We start from the raw sequence: 16,583 nt of genomic DNA, 5'->3' as shown, positions 1-16,583 counted from the left end.
TGGCTTGTTATATTACTACTAACGTCGTTTAGCATTTCTTATGCTATTTCTAATATAGCTGTGTTTTTGTTTCTATTGTATTTTTTGATAGATACTAAAACCAACATTAAAACAAAATTTAGAGCAATTTGGACAGAAAAAACAAATATGCTTTTCATGCTTTTGTTTGTAGCACAGATAATAGGAATTTTTTATTCAGAAAATACTGATTTTGCCATCACACGCGCAACCGTCATGTTGCCGCTTTTGTTTTTGCCAGCTATCTTAAGTGTTGAAAAATTCACTAAAAAAGAGTTTAAATTCATCATTTCAATATGCAAAATAACTATAATCCTGCCTTTTATATACTTTATCCTTTTGCATTTAATTTGGGATAAAAGAAACATAAGTACATTTGTTCACTTTACTATTAGTAACAAGTTAGGTATAAGTCAATTTTATCTCATTTTTATATTATTCATACCAGTAATAGCCTCTATTAGTGCCCTAATAGATAAACAAAAAACCTTTTTCCATTTAGTTTTATTGAGCATTTCACTTGGAATTATTTTTTTATTAGGTAATAAAACCAGTGCAATATTTGTGGTTTTATTTTGGATAATGTTAATTGTGCAGACTTATAAAAGAAAAAAAACAAAAGCGCTAATTCCTATTGTAACTGGAGTTTTAATTTTTGTACTCGCTTTACAATTACCCATTGTAAATCAACGACTAGATGTATTTAGGAAAACGGTAGATTTTAATTTAGAAACGGTAATTACTAAAAATTCATTTACCATTACAAAAAACACATTTGAGCATCGCTTATTGATTGATTATTTAGCTTTACACGAAATTTTAGATTCATTACCATTTGGCGTGGGAACAGGAGATTTTCAGGCAGCTTTAAATGCGCAATATCAGCGTATTAATTTCAAGGCAGCGTTAGATGCTAACTATAATGCACATAACCAATACATCTCTGAATTTTTAAAAACAGGCATTTTAGGTGGTACTATATTTGTAATTTTAATAATACTGCTGCTAAAAAAAATAAATCGCCATCAAAAATATTATGCCTACTTTATAACATTCTTTAGTTTAGCTTGCCTCGTAGAATCATATCTTGATAGGCAGCATGGAATTGTTATATTTGCATTTCTAATTCCATTTTTATTATACAACGACAATCATGACTAATACAAAATTTATTTTACTAGCTATACTTTTTACAATGATTCTAAATTCGTGTAAAGAGAACCCCAAAAAATCAGAAATTCAAGCACAAAGTGAGGATAAAACAGAAAATATAGAAAGTAATTATGTTCTCAATGATTCTTTTCCTGTTGGCGATGCGCGAAGATATGGTGTAACAGCTAAAACAGCAAAAAGCTCTCATCCAACTTCGGGTAAAAACTTTATGACTACAGTTTTAGACCTTGCAGAAAATACGGGTATGGAAATTGTTTTTCCTGCTGGTTATTATGGTATGGATTTGACTTTGGATTCACGCAAAAACATGAATTTAAGGTTTAACAATTCTGAATTTAACCTTATACATATTACTCAAATTAGCGACTCAATGCCTAAACCTAAAAATATTAATTTAAAAGGCACCTTAATTGCTTATGCGCGATTAGGCATTACAGAAGCTTTAGATATTTCAATTGATTCAGTTATATTAAAATCGGATATTTCTAAAAACCTGTGGGGATTAAGGAATACAGGTTGCCACATTTATCATGGTTCTAAAAATATTAAAATTAATTATTTAGAAGTGCAAGATTTAGGCTCGGGTAGTGATAAATATAAATACACACATGCTGCACTTGCTATGGATGGATGGCAAAACAATCCCGTGAACGTTCAAATAAAAAAAATACATATTAAATCATCAGACAGACATGGTATTTATATGACGGGTAGAGATCATTTAATAGATGAGGTTATTATAGATAAATTTGGTGTTGGAAGTTCAGAAGGTATGGATGGAATGCAGGATGCAGAAAGAGGAGAAGAGAAAGATTTTAAAGCCTTATGGATTAATAAATGTTATGATAGTTTTATAGAAAATATAACCATTAACGAATTAGAATCTAAAGGAAAATACACGGCTCATTTTGATAGCGGAAATAAAGAAAAACCCGTTACAATAGGTAAATTTAAAGTCATAAATAATAACCCTGATATTACTATTTTAGAGGAGGATCCGAATGGCGTTATTATAGAAATTAAAGAATGATGATTGTCAAATAATATAATTATTATGAAAGGGTTTAAAATATATTTTAAACTCTTTTTGTTTTTAATTGAAACCTAACTGTTAACTTTAAAATTTAATAAAGGCGAAACGTAAACAACTATATGTTTAAATTTTTAAAACAGTATGCCATTTTTGGCGTGGTTTTTATGGTTGCAAAAGCAACTGTTTATTTTATTCCATTACTGTTGGCGGATATTCTAACGAAATCAGACTTTGGAGTGTTAGAATATGCTTTAGCAGGATTAGGGATGATTGTAAACACCATAATAAATTTAGGGGTTCCGGGTGCTTACCCGTATTTTATTTTGAGAGAAGAAAAGGTGGAACTTAAGCCAGCCTTCAAACTGCATGCTGTTATTCTTTTTATTCCTTTTGCACTCAATCAAGTACTCTATTTTTTCTTCAATTTGGATGTTGTTTTTTACTTGGCTTTTAACATGTCTTATATAATTGCGAATCAAGTTTTTTATTCTACCCAATTAAAATCTCATGAAAAGTCCACGCCCTCGGTAATAATCGACTCCGGAATCTACCTAGTTTTGCTAGTTGCCTATGTACTGGATAAACTAAATTTATTAGATGTTAATCTCCAGCTAATAAATGTTTTTGTGCTTACTTATAGTTTGGTGTATGTTGTATATGGCATTATTAATTATTATAAGGTAAAAGAAAAAGCTACTTTACTTGGCTACAAAACCATTTTAAAGTTTAGTATTCACCTATTAATTTCAACATTTTTAATTTTTTTAATAACCACATCCGGCCGCATTTTAGTTGAGTTATTTTTTGATTTTGAAACCGTTGGTATCTATGCCTTTTATTTTAGGTTATCTGCAGTAGTAGTCATGATTCATCAAGTAATTAATATTGCTTTTTTTAAAAAAATATACACGTTTAATCCTGAAGTATTGGATAAATATTTTTACTTATTTTTTATATTTATTTTCTGTTTATCCGTCGTCATTCAATTTATTGCTCCTTTTATAATTACGCACTTTTCAGACTATTTTAACGATACTTACCAGGCGTATAAAACCGTTTATTTCTTACTGTCTGCGCAAATGGTCATGTGGATTGCTAGTGCCTTAAATTCTAATATCATAGATCGCGAGAATCTAGCATCTAAAAACAACATTAAATTTTTAATATTGGTTTTTATCTCAATTTTACTTTTCTACGCTGTTCAAAACTATTTAACACTCGCTTTATTAACCTTTTTACACATGTCCATTATTTTTGTTGCCTGTTTATTACAGTACAGCAGTTTGTATAGTAAAGGAATATATTTTAAAAAGTCTGCGATAACCTTAATTATAATATATTTCATAACTAGCGTTTATTATTTTTATACTATTTAAAGATGAATTTAATAAAAACATATTGGTTATTTTTTGGGAGCTTAACGGTAGGCTTATTAATTTGGGTTTTAGCTTATATGTTATTACCACTGGAGGCTGTACAGCCTATTAAAACAAAAACTATTTTGTTTATTGTATCTTGTTATATTGCCATTATAGCGGGGTTTGTGATGTTCAATTTTAAAACAATAACCAACCAAAGAATAACCTATAATACCCAAAAGGTTGTAAAATTATTGTTAATTATTATTGTCGTAAGCTTTGCATTAAGATGGTATGATTTATTCGTAAATAGAAATTTATCTTTTGCAAACGATTTAAAATTTAATCGGTTTTTAAACGATGACAATTTTAAACAAAATCAGGTGTTATTGATTGTAGCGTCGGTTCTTAAAAGCCTTTATTTCTTCCCTTTCGTTATTTGTATAAGAGCAAACCTTAAACGTCCTAAATTTTATATTATAGCATCATATATAGTACTGTTTTTCCCTCTTCTTGAAGCTATTTTAAAAGGAACTAGGAAACCATTTTTTGAGATTTTTCTTATTATCGTTTTTACTTTTATCGCTTATCAAAAACCTAAAATTAATTTTAAAAGAATTAGTATTACCGTAATTGCTGTTGTGATTTTAATGAGTATTTCCATGTTAATTTTACTAAAACGTGAAAATTATTCTGAAAATTTTGATGATACTTTTTACAAATCCTTGCTTGAAAGCCGTTATAATGAAATTTTAAAACCAACCGATGCAGCCATTAATTATTTTGAAACCACAAATCATTCCCAACTAACAAAGCTTTATGTTATGTCTGGTTTGCACACAGGACAATATATTACACATGGCGCTTTTGAGTTTAACCATATTATTGATATAGATAGTTTGTCCATAGGTTATGGGATGTATAATTACTCTATCATTCCTAAATTTTTTAATAAAATTAGTTTGTCGTCAATCCCAATTGCTAATTTGTCGCCTCGAAAGTATGTGTATTTAACGCAATTTGGTTCCTACTATATTGATTTCCGTTGGTTTTCCTTAGTACTAATGTTTTTATTTGGCGTATTTCAGAAATATATATATCAAAAATCTTTTCAATCCGTCATTTACTCACCTATTTTAATGTACTTTTTAATTATTAATGTATTTTTGATGATTCTTAGTTATACACGAGGTGCTGGAATATATGTTTTATTCGGTTTCTTGTTTTTACTTTTTTTACTGAAAATCTTCGAAAAAAAACTACATGAGGAAAGCATTAGTTCATGATTGGTATTATGTAAGTGGAGGAGCCGAAAAAGTGGTTCATTCGCTTAATACGATATGGGAAGATTTTGACCATTTTGCATTAGTGGATTATTTAAACGATGCCGATAGAGCCTTCATTCTAAATGGTAAATCTGTTTCTACAAGTTTTATCCAAAAATTGCCAACAGCAAAATCCAATCACAGGAAATTTTTACAATTCTTTCCAAACGCCATAGAGCAATTTGATTTAAGCGAATACGATTTGGTATTAAGTTCTTCAGCTTCCGTAGCTAAAGGAGTTCTAACACATCAAAATCAATTGCATATTTGCTATTGTCATTCGCCAATGCGTTATGCGTGGGATTTATATCATCAGTACCTGCGTGAAGCAAAACTTAATAAAGGGTTAAAATCCATGTATGCTAAATATGTATTACATAAAATGCGTTTATGGGATTTGGCAACCGTAAATAGGGTAGATTTGTTTGTTGCCAATTCAAAATATATTGCCAGACGTATAAAAAAGATTTATAATAGAGATTCGGTTGTTATCTATCCTCCAGTAAATGTACATGCTTTTCCATTAGAAACAGATAAGGATGATTATTATTTTACGGCTTCCCGAATGGTACCTTATAAAAAAATTGAACTTATTGTACGTGCCTTTAATAACATGCCAAATAAAAAATTAATTGTTTCTGGTGATGGTCCAGAATATAGTGCCATAAAAAAAATTGCCAAATCAAATATAGAACTTGTTGGATTTGTAAATAAAGAGAAGTTAACAGATTATATGAGAAAAGCGAAAGCTTTTGTTTTTGCTGCCGAAGAGGATTTTGGTATAATACCAGTTGAGGCGCAAGCGTGTGGTACACCAGTAATAGCTTATGGAAGAGGTGGGGCAACTGAAACCATAATTAAAAATAAAACGGGTGTTTTCTTTAATAAACAAAATGAAATAGCCATTATCGATGCCGTGTCAAAATTTGAAGAACTCCAATTTGATCCTAAAGAAATTAGAACACACGCACTAAAATTTTCTAAAGAACGCTTTGAAAAGGAAATGGAAACTTTTGTAAATAATGCATATTTAGAGTTTTATAAAAACAATACAATCTAGTTTTGTAAATTTGAAAATACTTAATAAATTTTAAATGAACATATCAGTAATAGGAACAGGCTACGTAGGTTTAGTTACCGGAACATGTCTGGCCGAAACAGGTAATAATGTCTTATGTATTGACATTGATGAAAGTAAAGTTAAAAAAATGCAAGCTGGTGTCGTGCCAATATACGAACCACTACTCGATACCCTTTTCGAAAGAAACATAAAAGCAGACCGTTTAAAATTCTCAACTTCATTGGAGGAAGGTCTAAACCATGGTGATATTATTTTCCTAGCACTACCAACGCCTGAAGATGAAGATGGTTCGGCCGATTTGTCGTATGTGTTAGGTGCCGCCACAAACATTGGAAAATTATTAAAAAGCTACAAAGTTATTGTCGATAAAAGCACCGTTCCTGTTGGAACAGCGGAGCGTGTTACTAAAGCTATTGCAAATGAAACCACGGTAGATTTTGATGTGGTTTCTAATCCTGAATTTTTACGTGAAGGTTTTGCCGTAGAAGACTTTTTAAAGCCAGAACGTATTGTTATAGGTTCTAGTTCAGATAAAGCTACCAAACTTATGGAAAAACTCTATAAGCCTTTTGTACGCTCTGGAAACCCGATAATTATTATGGATGAAAAATCGGCGGAACTTACCAAATATGCCGCAAATTCATTTTTGGCCACCAAAATAACCTTTATGAATGAAATTGCTAACTTCTGTGAAAAAGTGGGTGCAGATGTTGATAAAGTGCGCATTGGTATGGGAACCGATTCTAGAATTGGTAAACGCTTCTTATTCCCAGGAATAGGCTATGGAGGCTCTTGCTTTCCAAAGGACGTGAAAGCACTTCATAAATCAGGGAAAGACCATAATTACACTTTCGATATTTTAAATGCTGTTATAAAGGTAAACGACTTACAAAAACGAATCCTATTACCACGTATTGATGCCTTTTTTAAAGGTGATTTAAAAGATAAAAAAATTGCCATTTGGGGCTTGGCTTTCAAACCTGAAACTGATGATATTCGGGAAGCACCAGCTTTGTATATAATTGAGGGCCTGCTTGAAAGTGGCGCTTCAATAACGGCATTCGACCCAGAAGCTATGGAAAATGTGGAGCGTAAATTTGGTAATCAAATCACCTATGCTCCAGATATGTATTCAGCAATTCAAGATGCCGATGCCTTGATTATCTGTACAGAATGGAGTATCTTTAGAACACCAGATTTTAACAAACTGAAAGCAGAAATGAATACGCCAGTTATTTTTGATGGTAGAAACTTATATGATGTTCAGGATATTAAAAACGAAGGCTTTTATTACAGCTCAATAGGAAGAAAGACAATAGATTAATGAAAAAGGTATTAATAACAGGAGCAGCTGGTTTTCTAGGTTCTCATTTAAGTGATCGGTTTATAAAAGAAGGATTCCACGTCATTGGTATGGATAACTATATCACAGGCGATTCTAAAAACATCAAACACTTGATGGATAATCCGAATTTTGAATTTATTGAACATGATGTGACGGAATTTATTAAAATTGAAGGTGAACTCGATTACATTTTACATTTTGCATCACCTGCAAGTCCTATTGATTATTTAAAAATACCCATTCAAACATTAAAAGTAGGCTCTTTAGGCACACATAATTTACTAGGTCTTGCTAAAGCTAAAAAGGCTAGAATACTAATTGCGTCTACGTCTGAAGTTTATGGAGATCCATTGGTGCATCCACAAACCGAAGACTATTATGGTAATGTAAATACCATAGGTCCACGTGGTGTTTATGATGAAGCCAAACGTTTTCAAGAATCTATAACCATGGCATATCACAGATTTCACGGTATTGAAACACGTATTGTGCGTATCTTTAATACCTATGGACCACGAATGCGCCTAAATGATGGTCGTGTTATTCCGGCATTTATGGGTCAGGCTTTACGTGGAGAGGATTTAACGGTTTTTGGTGATGGTTCTCAAACGCGTTCTTTTTGTTATGTTGATGATCAAGTTGAAGGTATTTACAATTTGCTTTTTAGCGATTATTCATATCCTGTAAATATTGGTAACCCTCACGAAATTACCATAAAGGACTTTGCCGAAGAAATTATCAAATTAACAGGAACCAATCAGAAAATTATTTACAAAGAACTTCCTACGGATGATCCGTTGCAAAGACAACCAGATATTACACTAGCTAAAAATTTATTAAACTGGACGCCTAAAGTAGAAAGAGCAGAAGGCATGGAAAAAACGTTTAGCTATTTTAAGCAACTGTCTGCCGAGGAGTTAAACAAAAGCGAACACAAGGATTTCTCTAAGCATATTAAAAATTAATGAGCCAAATACAACACGGTAGATACTCTATTTATATTAGGCCTATTTCTTATTTGATAGATTTAGGCATTATTAATGGGTTGGCTATTTTATATTTTTTCAATTTCCAACACCCTTTAATTTTTACAAGTGTAACAACCATAGCATGGCTGTTTATTTCCATTAATTCAAAGTTTTATGAGGTGTATCGTTATACACGAGAAATCACCATTTTGTCCTTAATTTTCAGACAAATGGTGCTTTTTGGATTATTTGTATTAGCCTATTCTGGATTCTACCACGACCTAAATATTCGTCCTAAAACTATTTTTAAATACGTAGGTTTTGCCTTTATTTTAATAACCGTATTTAAGTTTGCTTTTTATTATTTGCTTCAAAAATACCGATCTTCCTTTGGCGGAAATTATAGAAGAACGGCCATTTTAGGAAAAAATAAACAAACCACGGCTTTAGAGAACTTTTTTAATTCTAACCCCGAATATGGTTATAAGCATAAAAGAACGTTTAATTTAAAAAATAAGGACACATTTGATTTGGATGCCTGTCTTCACTTTATTAAAAAGGAAGCAATTGAAGAGGTGTATTGTTCAATATCTGAACTTTCTAATTCACAAATGATGAAAGTGATTGATTTTGCAGATAATAATCTAATAATTCTGAAGTTTTTACCTGATAATAAAGATATTTATTCCAAGAAATTGAAATATGAATACTATGATTATATTCCCATTCTATCCTTAAGAAATATTCCTTTAGAAGAGTCGGCTAATCAGTTTATTAAACGGCTTTTTGATATTGTGTTTTCTGCCTGTGTTATTGTATTTGTTTTATCATGGTTAACGCCTATTATCGCCATTTTAATTAAACTAGAATCTAAAGGTCCAGTGTTCTTTAAGCAATCCAGAAATGGCTTTAATTACAAGGAATTTGATTGTTATAAATTCCGATCCATGACACCCAATAAGGATGCCAATCTTTATCAAGCAACTAGAGATGACCAACGTGTAACCAAAACAGGTAAATTTATTAGAAAAACAAGTATTGACGAGTTACCACAGTTTTTCAATGTACTCTTTGGCGATATGTCTGTTGTTGGCCCTAGACCCCACATGGTAAGTCATACCAATATGTATGCAAAACGTATTGATAAGTTTATGGTACGTCATTTTGTGAAACCAGGTATAACCGGCTTAGCACAAATTAGTGGTTTCCGCGGTGAAGTTGAAACTGATAAAGATATAATTGGTCGCGTAAAATATGATATTTTTTATATTGAAAACTGGTCCTTACTTTTGGACCTAAAAATTATTATTAAAACGTTTATAAACGCTGTTCGAGGCGAAGAAAAAGCCTATTAAAGCACCGCTTTTAATTTTAATAACTGCTTGTTAAAATCAAAATTTTCTAGGGCTGCTTGTTGAATCTTTGTCCGATTTTTTAAGCTTAATTCATTTTTTCCTAAACTTTGAATGGTTTTGTTTAAATGGCTATAATTTCCAGCTTCAGCTATCCATCCCAATTGATGTTGTTGAATAATATCTTCACCTTCGCCACCTCCAAAATAAAGCATAGGAAGCCCTAATTTGGCGTATTCAAATATTTTGGAAGGAACAGAACCATAAATTCTATTAAGTAATGGAATAATGGTTATATCATAACATAATAAGGCATTATGTAATTCGCTTCGCGTAACTTCGCCATGATAAACTATTGGTAAATCTGGATTTTCAGATATAAACTGAACTATTTTTTCTTTTTCTGCACCTCCGCCATAAATATGAAATTCAATATTGCTATAATCCAACGATTCACATAGCTTATAGATTCCTTGAGCTATACCCAATAATCCGGCATAAACTATTGTGATTTTGTCACCTGAAATAGATGGTTCTTTTAATTCTGGAAGTTCAAAATCAGGGTAATTTCTGTATAGAAAGGTTGCTTTTTCTGGAAATAGAGATTTTACATGGACTAAAATCTCCTGGCTTTGGCCCAAAACTAAATCTGCTTTTTTGTAGTTAAAACGTTCAATTTTTTCCAGCATTTTATAACTGAAATTCTTTTTAAAAGCACCCAACTCTAAACCTGCAATTGGCCACAAATCACTGACATTTAAAACGAGCTTTCTTTTTTTTCGCTGCAAACATAGCATACAGGTAAAAGCAACCAACAATGGAGGTGATTGTACGATAACAGTTTCCGGAATTTTGTTCCAAATAAAAAACCAAATCAGACTTATACTGTACGATATCATGGTGAACAAGCGTAATAATTTGTTTTTAGAATTACTCGCATACAACCACAATCTGTGTATGGTAACATTTTTTTCTGTGGATGTTTGTTTGAATTTCCCACGATAATCATCAAAAACCCTACCTTTCGGATAATTAGGCAGCGGTGTAATTACAGATACCTTAAAATTTTGATTTTCTAATCCTGTTGCTAAATGAAAAATCCGGTTAGAAGCTGCGCCAGTTTCAGGTGGAAAATAACTAGTTATAATGAGAATTTTTTTCACTATAAATGATAAGTTTTTATTAATTGAGAAATAATCCTATCAGCAGCATGCCCGTCCCAAAGTGCTGGAACTTGGGCTTGCTTCCATGTACCTGAAAATAAAGTTTTAAAAGCATTCTCAATTTTAATTGGATCTTTTCCTACTAGTATATTTGTCCCAATTTCACATGTTTCAGGCCTTTCTGTATTTTCACGAAGTGTTACGCATGGCACATTCATAATAGTCGTTTCCTCACTAATACCACCGGAATCTGTTATAACACCAAAGGCATGTTTTACTAAAAAATTAAACTCCAAATACCCTAGAGGTTCGGTATAATACAAATTTTTATAACTCAAATTTAAACTCTGTAATAATTTTTTAGTTCTGGGATGAACAGGAAAAACAATTGGATAATCCTTACTTAACGAAGAAATTTGTTTTAAAATTGCCTCTATATTTTGGGCTTCATCCACATTGCTTGGTCTATGAAGCGTCATTACAAAGTAGTGCTTCTGTTTTAAACCCAATGATTTCCAAATTTCTGGTTGTTTAAAACGAGATTCATGTGTTTTAAGCGTATCTATCATAACATTTCCAACAAAGAAAACCTGATTGCTATCTACACCAAGTTTTATAAGGTTGTTGCTTGCTAATTTAGATGTTGTAAAAAAATAATCGGTTAAACTATCTGTGACAATTCGATTTATTTCTTCTGGCATTTTCATATCCCCAGAACGGATACCAGCTTCTACATGTGCCACTTTAATCCCCGATTTTTTTGCAACTAACGTACAAGCCATAGTTGAGGTTACATCACCTACCACTAAAACTAAATCCGAAGGGTTTTTCTGAAGTTCTTTTTCAAACCCTATCATAATAGCACCTGTCTGTTCCGCTTGGGTACCGCTTTTTACTTCTAAATTTACATCAGGATACGGTATGCCTAATTCCTCAAAAAAAGCGCCACTTAAACTGTTATCATAGTGCTGCCCCGTATGGACTAAACGAAAATTAAGGTCGTAACCTTCCCGTTTTTTTCGCTTCAGCACATTTATTATTGGTGCTATCTTCATGAAATTTGGTCTGGCACCTGCTACTATGGTAATATTCATTGGACTCTTATTCTATTAGTGATGAAAACTGTTTCAATTTACCACTTTTTGAGCGTTCTAGCACCTCTTGACGCTCAAAAATAACGGTTAGGTTAGGTTCTAAATAACGGGTCATTTCATCACGGATTTGTTGCATTTTTTCTTCAGATAAGACCTTGACACCAACATATATAATTTTAAACGTATTTAGATGTGTTTGCTGAATGATGAATTCCTTTACCAAACCGTCATCTTCTATAATACTTTTTGTGATGTAATAGAAAGTTAAACCAGCCGCTTTTTTGCCACTTGGCAAAACAGCTATATCATTCGTTCTTCCAATCAGCTTTTTAAGAATAGGTTTTTTTACCGAACTTTTCTCTGAAAGTATACCAATATCGCCAATATCATAACGTATAAACGGATGTGCTTGGTTGTATAAGGACGTAATTACAACGCGGCCTTCATCACCTAATGGAAGTACGTTATTAGCTTCATCTAAAATTTCAACATATAGCGTCTCACTATTAATTTGCCAGTCGTTTTCTAGGTTTTGAAATGCAATTAAATCCAATTCAGATGCACCATATTCGTTAATTACTGGAACGCCAAATTGTTTTTCCATACGTAATTTATCCGAATCAAAAAGCATTTCTGATGTTACTACACAGGCTTTTAATGTGGGACATATTGCTTTTAAAACAAGATTTTTTCGCTCTAAATATTTGGCAAATTGACCGATAGAACTGGTATAACCATTTAAATAAGCAAACGGTGTGGACTTAAACTTTCTAATATAACCTTCAAACGCTGTATCGCTTAAATCGAAAACGGAAAAGCGAAACCGACTGCTCAAAAAATCCTTAAAACGTTCTTTATAATAGCCTTTTTTGTTTAAAGGAATACCATAAAACCGGGCTTGTTTGGAGCTATTAAAATCTAATCCATACCAACCAAATCTATTTTTAATAACTGCCCAAGTTAAGGCATGGCACTCATAATCTTTAGCAAAAATAAACGGATCGCCAGAAGAACCGGATGTTTTATTGATATACACATTTTTAAGGTTATAACCAGCGGAAAGTCGGTCTTGCAGTGGTATCTGCAAATCGCGTTTTGTCATAACCGGAATGGAATTCCAATCTATTACTTTGACATCGTTTACCAAGTTGCTATAAAATGAATTGTTTTGAATATGGTATGTAACAATTTCATTTTTTTTATTTTCAACATACGCTTCAAAGGCCTGGTCTGGTTGCGCTTGAATCCCTTTCAAAATCCGTTCCGCTTTCTTAATGGGAAAACCGTTAAATTGTAATGAAAGGTCGAATAAATTCAAAAGAAATTGGCTTAAGATGTTTTTGTAAAATAATTGTTTTTTAAGCGTAAAAGCAATTATTTTTGCAGCAAACAACAACAACATGAATATTTTAATATTAGGATCAGGTGGTCGAGAACATACATTTGCATGGAAATTAAAGCAAAGTCCATTATGTAAAGCACTTTATGTAGCACCTGGAAATTCGGGAACGGCTGCTATAGCTGAAAACGAAGCGATTGGTGTTACCGATTTTCAAGCTATAAAAACATTGGTTCTAGAGAAAAAGATTAACATGGTGGTTGTTGGTCCTGAAGATCCGTTAGTTCAAGGTATTCATGATTTCTTTTTAAATGATGCTGATTTAAAGCGTGTTTCTGTAATTGGTCCCGAAAAAGCCGCGGCTGAATTAGAAGGCAGTAAGGAGTTTGCTAAAGAGTTTATGATGCGCCATAACATTCCAACGGCAGCTTATCAGAGTTTTAATGCACGTACTGTGGAAGCGGGTTATCAGTTTTTAGAAACTTTAAATCCACCTTACGTTTTAAAAGCAGATGGTTTGGCAGCTGGAAAAGGCGTGTTGATTTTAAATGATTTAAACGAAGCTAAAGCTGAATTGAAAAGTATGTTGGTTGATGCCAAATTTGGTGAAGCCAGCACTAAAGTGGTAATTGAAGAATTTTTAGATGGAATCGAGTTAAGTTGCTTTGTTTTAACCGACGGAAAAAACTATAAAATTCTACCAACGGCTAAAGATTACAAACGTATTGGTGAAGGGGATACAGGTTTAAATACAGGTGGAATGGGAGCCGTTTCACCAGTACCATTTGCAACACCCGAATTTTTAAATAAAATAGAAGAGCAAGTCGTTAAACCGACCATTAGTGGACTTCAAAAAGACAATTTGCCGTATAAAGGGTTTGTTTTCATTGGATTAATAAAGGTAGGAAATGAGCCGAAAGTTATTGAATATAACGTTCGTATGGGAGATCCTGAAACGGAAGTCGTTTTACCACGTTTAAAGAATGATTTGGCTGAAATTTTTCAAGCCATTGCAAACCAAACACTAGATACTATTAACATTGAAATTGATGAACGTGCTGCTACCACAGTCATGTTAGTCTCTGGTGGATATCCAGAAGCTTATGAAAAAGGCAAGGAAATTTTGGGATTAGATAAATTGGTAGATGTATTACCTTTTCATGCCGGTGCAAGCTTAAAGGATGATAAAGTAGTCACCTCTGGAGGTCGTGTTATAGCAATAACAAGCTATGGAAATACCTACAGTGAGGCACTAAAAAAATCTTATCAAAATATAGACAAACTACATTTTGATAAGATGTATTATAGAAAAGATATTGGATTCGATTTATAAATAACTGTGAGATGTAATGCTTTTGTTTTCCTCACCGTTATCGTTGAATTTTTTAAGTTGTAGCATCCAGTAAACAAAAGCTACCATACCAACAATCATTAAAATCCAGTTTATGGCATTTGCAGCAAACCAGCTTTCAAGTTCTAATGCTCTTAAGGCATCAAATGGTGCAAATAAAACATTTACAAATAAGTCTTCAATGGCGTAAAAAAAATCGGTCATAATATAAATTTTAAGGCTTTTAAAGCACGTGTAATATAGTAATCATTATGTAATGATACAAAATTACACCTTTTTCAAATTAAATTTCAATAATTTGAAGAGAATATTAGTAATTTACCACAATCAATAAATCCGTAGAAGTGATTTTCTCCTAGCTGTATGATTTCAAAATTCTTTAGAAAAGCGAAACCTATTCATTTTGTTATTATGAGTATGGTATTGTTTATCGGTTTTTTACTGGCCAAATTAAGGATGCACCCTGAATTTAATACGGTGTTTGTCCTGAAGCAACTCGCTCTATTTGGTGTTTGTGTACTATCGCTTTTTATATTCGATTTTTTTACTAGTAAGAATAGACTATCCAAAAAGAATAGTTACAATCTCTTATTTTATGGACTGTTTATGGTATTAATGTTCCAGACATTTTTAAATACCAAGTTAGTAATTGCCAATCTGTTTATAATGTTAGCACTGCGGCGCATTGTGAGTTTGCGCTCTAAAAAAGATAATAAGAAAAAAATTCTGGATGCTACCATCTGGATCTCATTAGCAACCCTGCTCTTTTTTTGGAGCTCGTTATTTTTTATCGTGCTGTTTGCGGCGCTTTTTCTATATGGGATTACAGATGTTAAGAATTGGATCATTCCATTTATTGGTGTGCTTTTAGTAGCTGTACTTACCTATGCCATGTTAATAGTATTTAATATCGATTTTTGGGCGTATGTAGATCGGTTTGAAAGAGGGAAAAATTTCGATTTCAGTATGTTGAATAATCGTCAAATTATTATTGCGGCAACCATATACTTCTCTTATTTTATTTGGTCTTTATTTTATTATTTAAGGACAATTAAAAACCAATCTAAAAGCTATAGACCGTCATATTTGCTCATACTTTTTACGGCTTTTATAGCGCTAGTAATTATTATTATTTCACCAGAAAAATCGGGAGCAGAGTTTATTTTCTTAATAGCTCCTTTGGCACTTATTGTTACTAATTATATTGAAATAGTTCCTGAAAAATGGTTTCGCGAGGTCTTAATATGGCTTTTAATAGTGGGGCTCCTTGCCAGTTTAGTGCTGTAGTTTTTCGCCAAAAGCTAAATCGCCAGCATCACCTAATCCTGGCATAATATAGCCTTTATCCGTTAGTTTTTCATCTACGGTGGCAATCCATAAATGTGCGTCTGCGTCAAAATGTTTGGACACATAATCTAAACCCTCTTGAGCACCAATAACACTCACCAAATGCACGGCTTTAGGTTTCCCAAAGGGCTTTAAAGCTTCAAAGGTTGCTACCATGGATTGACCCGTTGCTAACATGGGGTCTGCCAAAATAAGTATTTTACCTTCTAAACTAGGGCATGCCAAATACTCGACAATAATTTCAAAACTTTCAGGTTTACTTTTATGATGTCTGTAAGCCGAAATAAAAGCATTTTCAGCTTTATCAAAGTAATTTAATAAACCGTTATGCAGCGGAACACCTGCTCGTAAAATGGAACATAATACAATGTTATCAGTAGATATAAATTCGGCGGCAGTACCTAAAGGTGTTTGAATGTTGACAGATTTATAATTTAAAGATTTACTTAATTCATAGCCTAAAATTTCACCAGTACGTTCAATATTACGTCTAAACCGCATGGGATCTTTTTGAATGTCAATATCACGCATTTCTGAAATAAAGGAATTTAAAATAGAATTTTCAAGCGAAATATTATGGATATGCATCGTGTTTTGGATTTGTTTTGAACTGTAAAGTTAATAAATAGGTTTATA

At 32.4% G+C, this 16,583-nt stretch carries 15 protein-coding genes; 10 read left to right on the top strand and 5 right to left on the bottom strand.

Features of this window, described 5'->3' with window-relative positions:
- The first annotated feature begins 84 nt into the window (after positions 1–84).
- The 8 genes from ACN0QX_RS04890 to ACN0QX_RS04855 all read left to right on the top strand — a co-directional run bounded on the left by ACN0QX_RS04890 (position 85) and on the right by ACN0QX_RS04855 (position 9,656).
- Positions 85–1,179, top strand: a complete 1,095-nt coding sequence (locus ACN0QX_RS04890) for an O-antigen ligase family protein (RefSeq protein ID WP_417195741.1) — start codon at positions 85–87, stop codon at positions 1,177–1,179.
- Entirely contained in the window at positions 1,172–2,221 is a 1,050-nt protein-coding gene (locus tag ACN0QX_RS04885) for a hypothetical protein (RefSeq protein WP_417195740.1), read from the top strand. The genes ACN0QX_RS04890 and ACN0QX_RS04885 overlap by 8 nt, the downstream gene beginning before the upstream one ends.
- 122 nt (positions 2,222–2,343) lie before the next feature.
- Complete coding sequence (locus tag ACN0QX_RS04880) at positions 2,344–3,600, top strand: hypothetical protein (RefSeq protein WP_417195739.1); 1,257 nt, start codon at positions 2,344–2,346, stop codon at positions 3,598–3,600.
- Between the two features lie 2 nt (positions 3,601–3,602).
- Positions 3,603–4,868, top strand: coding sequence for an O-antigen polymerase (locus ACN0QX_RS04875; protein ID WP_417195738.1), 1,266 nt, complete (start codon positions 3,603–3,605; stop codon positions 4,866–4,868).
- The gene (locus ACN0QX_RS04870) at positions 4,846–5,967 is read left to right on the top strand and encodes a glycosyltransferase family 4 protein (RefSeq protein WP_248396832.1); all 1,122 of its coding nucleotides are present in this window, start codon (positions 4,846–4,848) and stop codon (positions 5,965–5,967) included. The genes ACN0QX_RS04875 and ACN0QX_RS04870 overlap by 23 nt, the downstream gene beginning before the upstream one ends.
- A gap of 34 nt (positions 5,968–6,001) precedes the next feature.
- Positions 6,002–7,312, top strand: a complete 1,311-nt coding sequence (locus ACN0QX_RS04865; RefSeq protein WP_417195737.1) for a UDP-glucose dehydrogenase family protein — start codon at positions 6,002–6,004, stop codon at positions 7,310–7,312.
- Positions 7,312–8,298: a UDP-glucuronic acid decarboxylase family protein gene (locus tag ACN0QX_RS04860; RefSeq protein ID WP_248396828.1), complete on the top strand. Its 987-nt coding sequence runs from the start codon at positions 7,312–7,314 to the stop codon at positions 8,296–8,298. Before ACN0QX_RS04865 ends, ACN0QX_RS04860 begins: the two co-directional genes overlap by 1 nt.
- On the top strand, positions 8,298–9,656 hold the full coding sequence (locus ACN0QX_RS04855; RefSeq protein WP_417195736.1) for an undecaprenyl-phosphate glucose phosphotransferase: 1,359 nt from the start codon (positions 8,298–8,300) through the stop codon (positions 9,654–9,656). The genes ACN0QX_RS04860 and ACN0QX_RS04855 overlap by 1 nt, the downstream gene beginning before the upstream one ends.
- Here ACN0QX_RS04855 and ACN0QX_RS04850 read toward each other — a convergent pair.
- The 3 genes from ACN0QX_RS04850 to ACN0QX_RS04840 are packed head-to-tail and all read right to left on the bottom strand — an operon-like array spanning position 9,653 to position 13,228.
- Positions 9,653–10,816, bottom strand: coding sequence for a glycosyltransferase family 4 protein (locus ACN0QX_RS04850; RefSeq protein ID WP_417195735.1), 1,164 nt, complete (start codon positions 10,814–10,816; stop codon positions 9,653–9,655). The genes ACN0QX_RS04855 and ACN0QX_RS04850 overlap by 4 nt on opposite strands.
- Positions 10,816–11,910 carry a non-hydrolyzing UDP-N-acetylglucosamine 2-epimerase gene (gene wecB / locus ACN0QX_RS04845; RefSeq protein WP_248396823.1) on the bottom strand — a complete coding sequence of 365 codons (1,095 nt, stop codon included), beginning with the start codon at positions 11,908–11,910 and terminating at the stop codon, positions 10,816–10,818. The genes ACN0QX_RS04850 and wecB overlap by 1 nt, the downstream gene beginning before the upstream one ends.
- A gap of 7 nt (positions 11,911–11,917) precedes the next feature.
- Complete coding sequence (locus tag ACN0QX_RS04840) at positions 11,918–13,228, bottom strand: phenylacetate--CoA ligase family protein (RefSeq protein ID WP_417195734.1); 1,311 nt, start codon at positions 13,226–13,228, stop codon at positions 11,918–11,920.
- A gap of 82 nt (positions 13,229–13,310) precedes the next feature.
- Between ACN0QX_RS04840 and purD the strand changes: the two genes are divergently transcribed.
- Entirely contained in the window at positions 13,311–14,582 is a 1,272-nt protein-coding gene (purD, locus tag ACN0QX_RS04835; protein WP_417195733.1) for a phosphoribosylamine--glycine ligase, read from the top strand.
- Here purD and ACN0QX_RS04830 read toward each other — a convergent pair.
- On the bottom strand, positions 14,577–14,804 hold the full coding sequence (locus ACN0QX_RS04830; protein ID WP_376858318.1) for a DUF6341 family protein: 228 nt from the start codon (positions 14,802–14,804) through the stop codon (positions 14,577–14,579). The genes purD and ACN0QX_RS04830 overlap by 6 nt on opposite strands.
- A gap of 159 nt (positions 14,805–14,963) precedes the next feature.
- Here ACN0QX_RS04830 and ACN0QX_RS04825 point away from each other — a divergent pair, with 159 nt between their 5' ends.
- Positions 14,964–15,887, top strand: coding sequence for a DUF6427 family protein (locus ACN0QX_RS04825; protein WP_417195732.1), 924 nt, complete (start codon positions 14,964–14,966; stop codon positions 15,885–15,887).
- Here ACN0QX_RS04825 and upp read toward each other — a convergent pair.
- Entirely contained in the window at positions 15,876–16,535 is a 660-nt protein-coding gene (gene upp / locus ACN0QX_RS04820) for a uracil phosphoribosyltransferase (RefSeq protein WP_417195731.1), read from the bottom strand. The two genes, ACN0QX_RS04825 and upp, sit on opposite strands and share 12 nt — an antisense overlap.
- Positions 16,536–16,583: the final 48 nt, after the last annotated feature.

The sequence above is a fragment of the Bizionia sp. genome (assembly GCF_048259285.1).
Taxonomy (GTDB): Bacteria; Bacteroidota; Bacteroidia; order Flavobacteriales; family Flavobacteriaceae; genus Algorimicrobium; species Algorimicrobium hallyeonense.
This window is presented reverse-complemented; position numbering and strand designations above follow the sequence as displayed.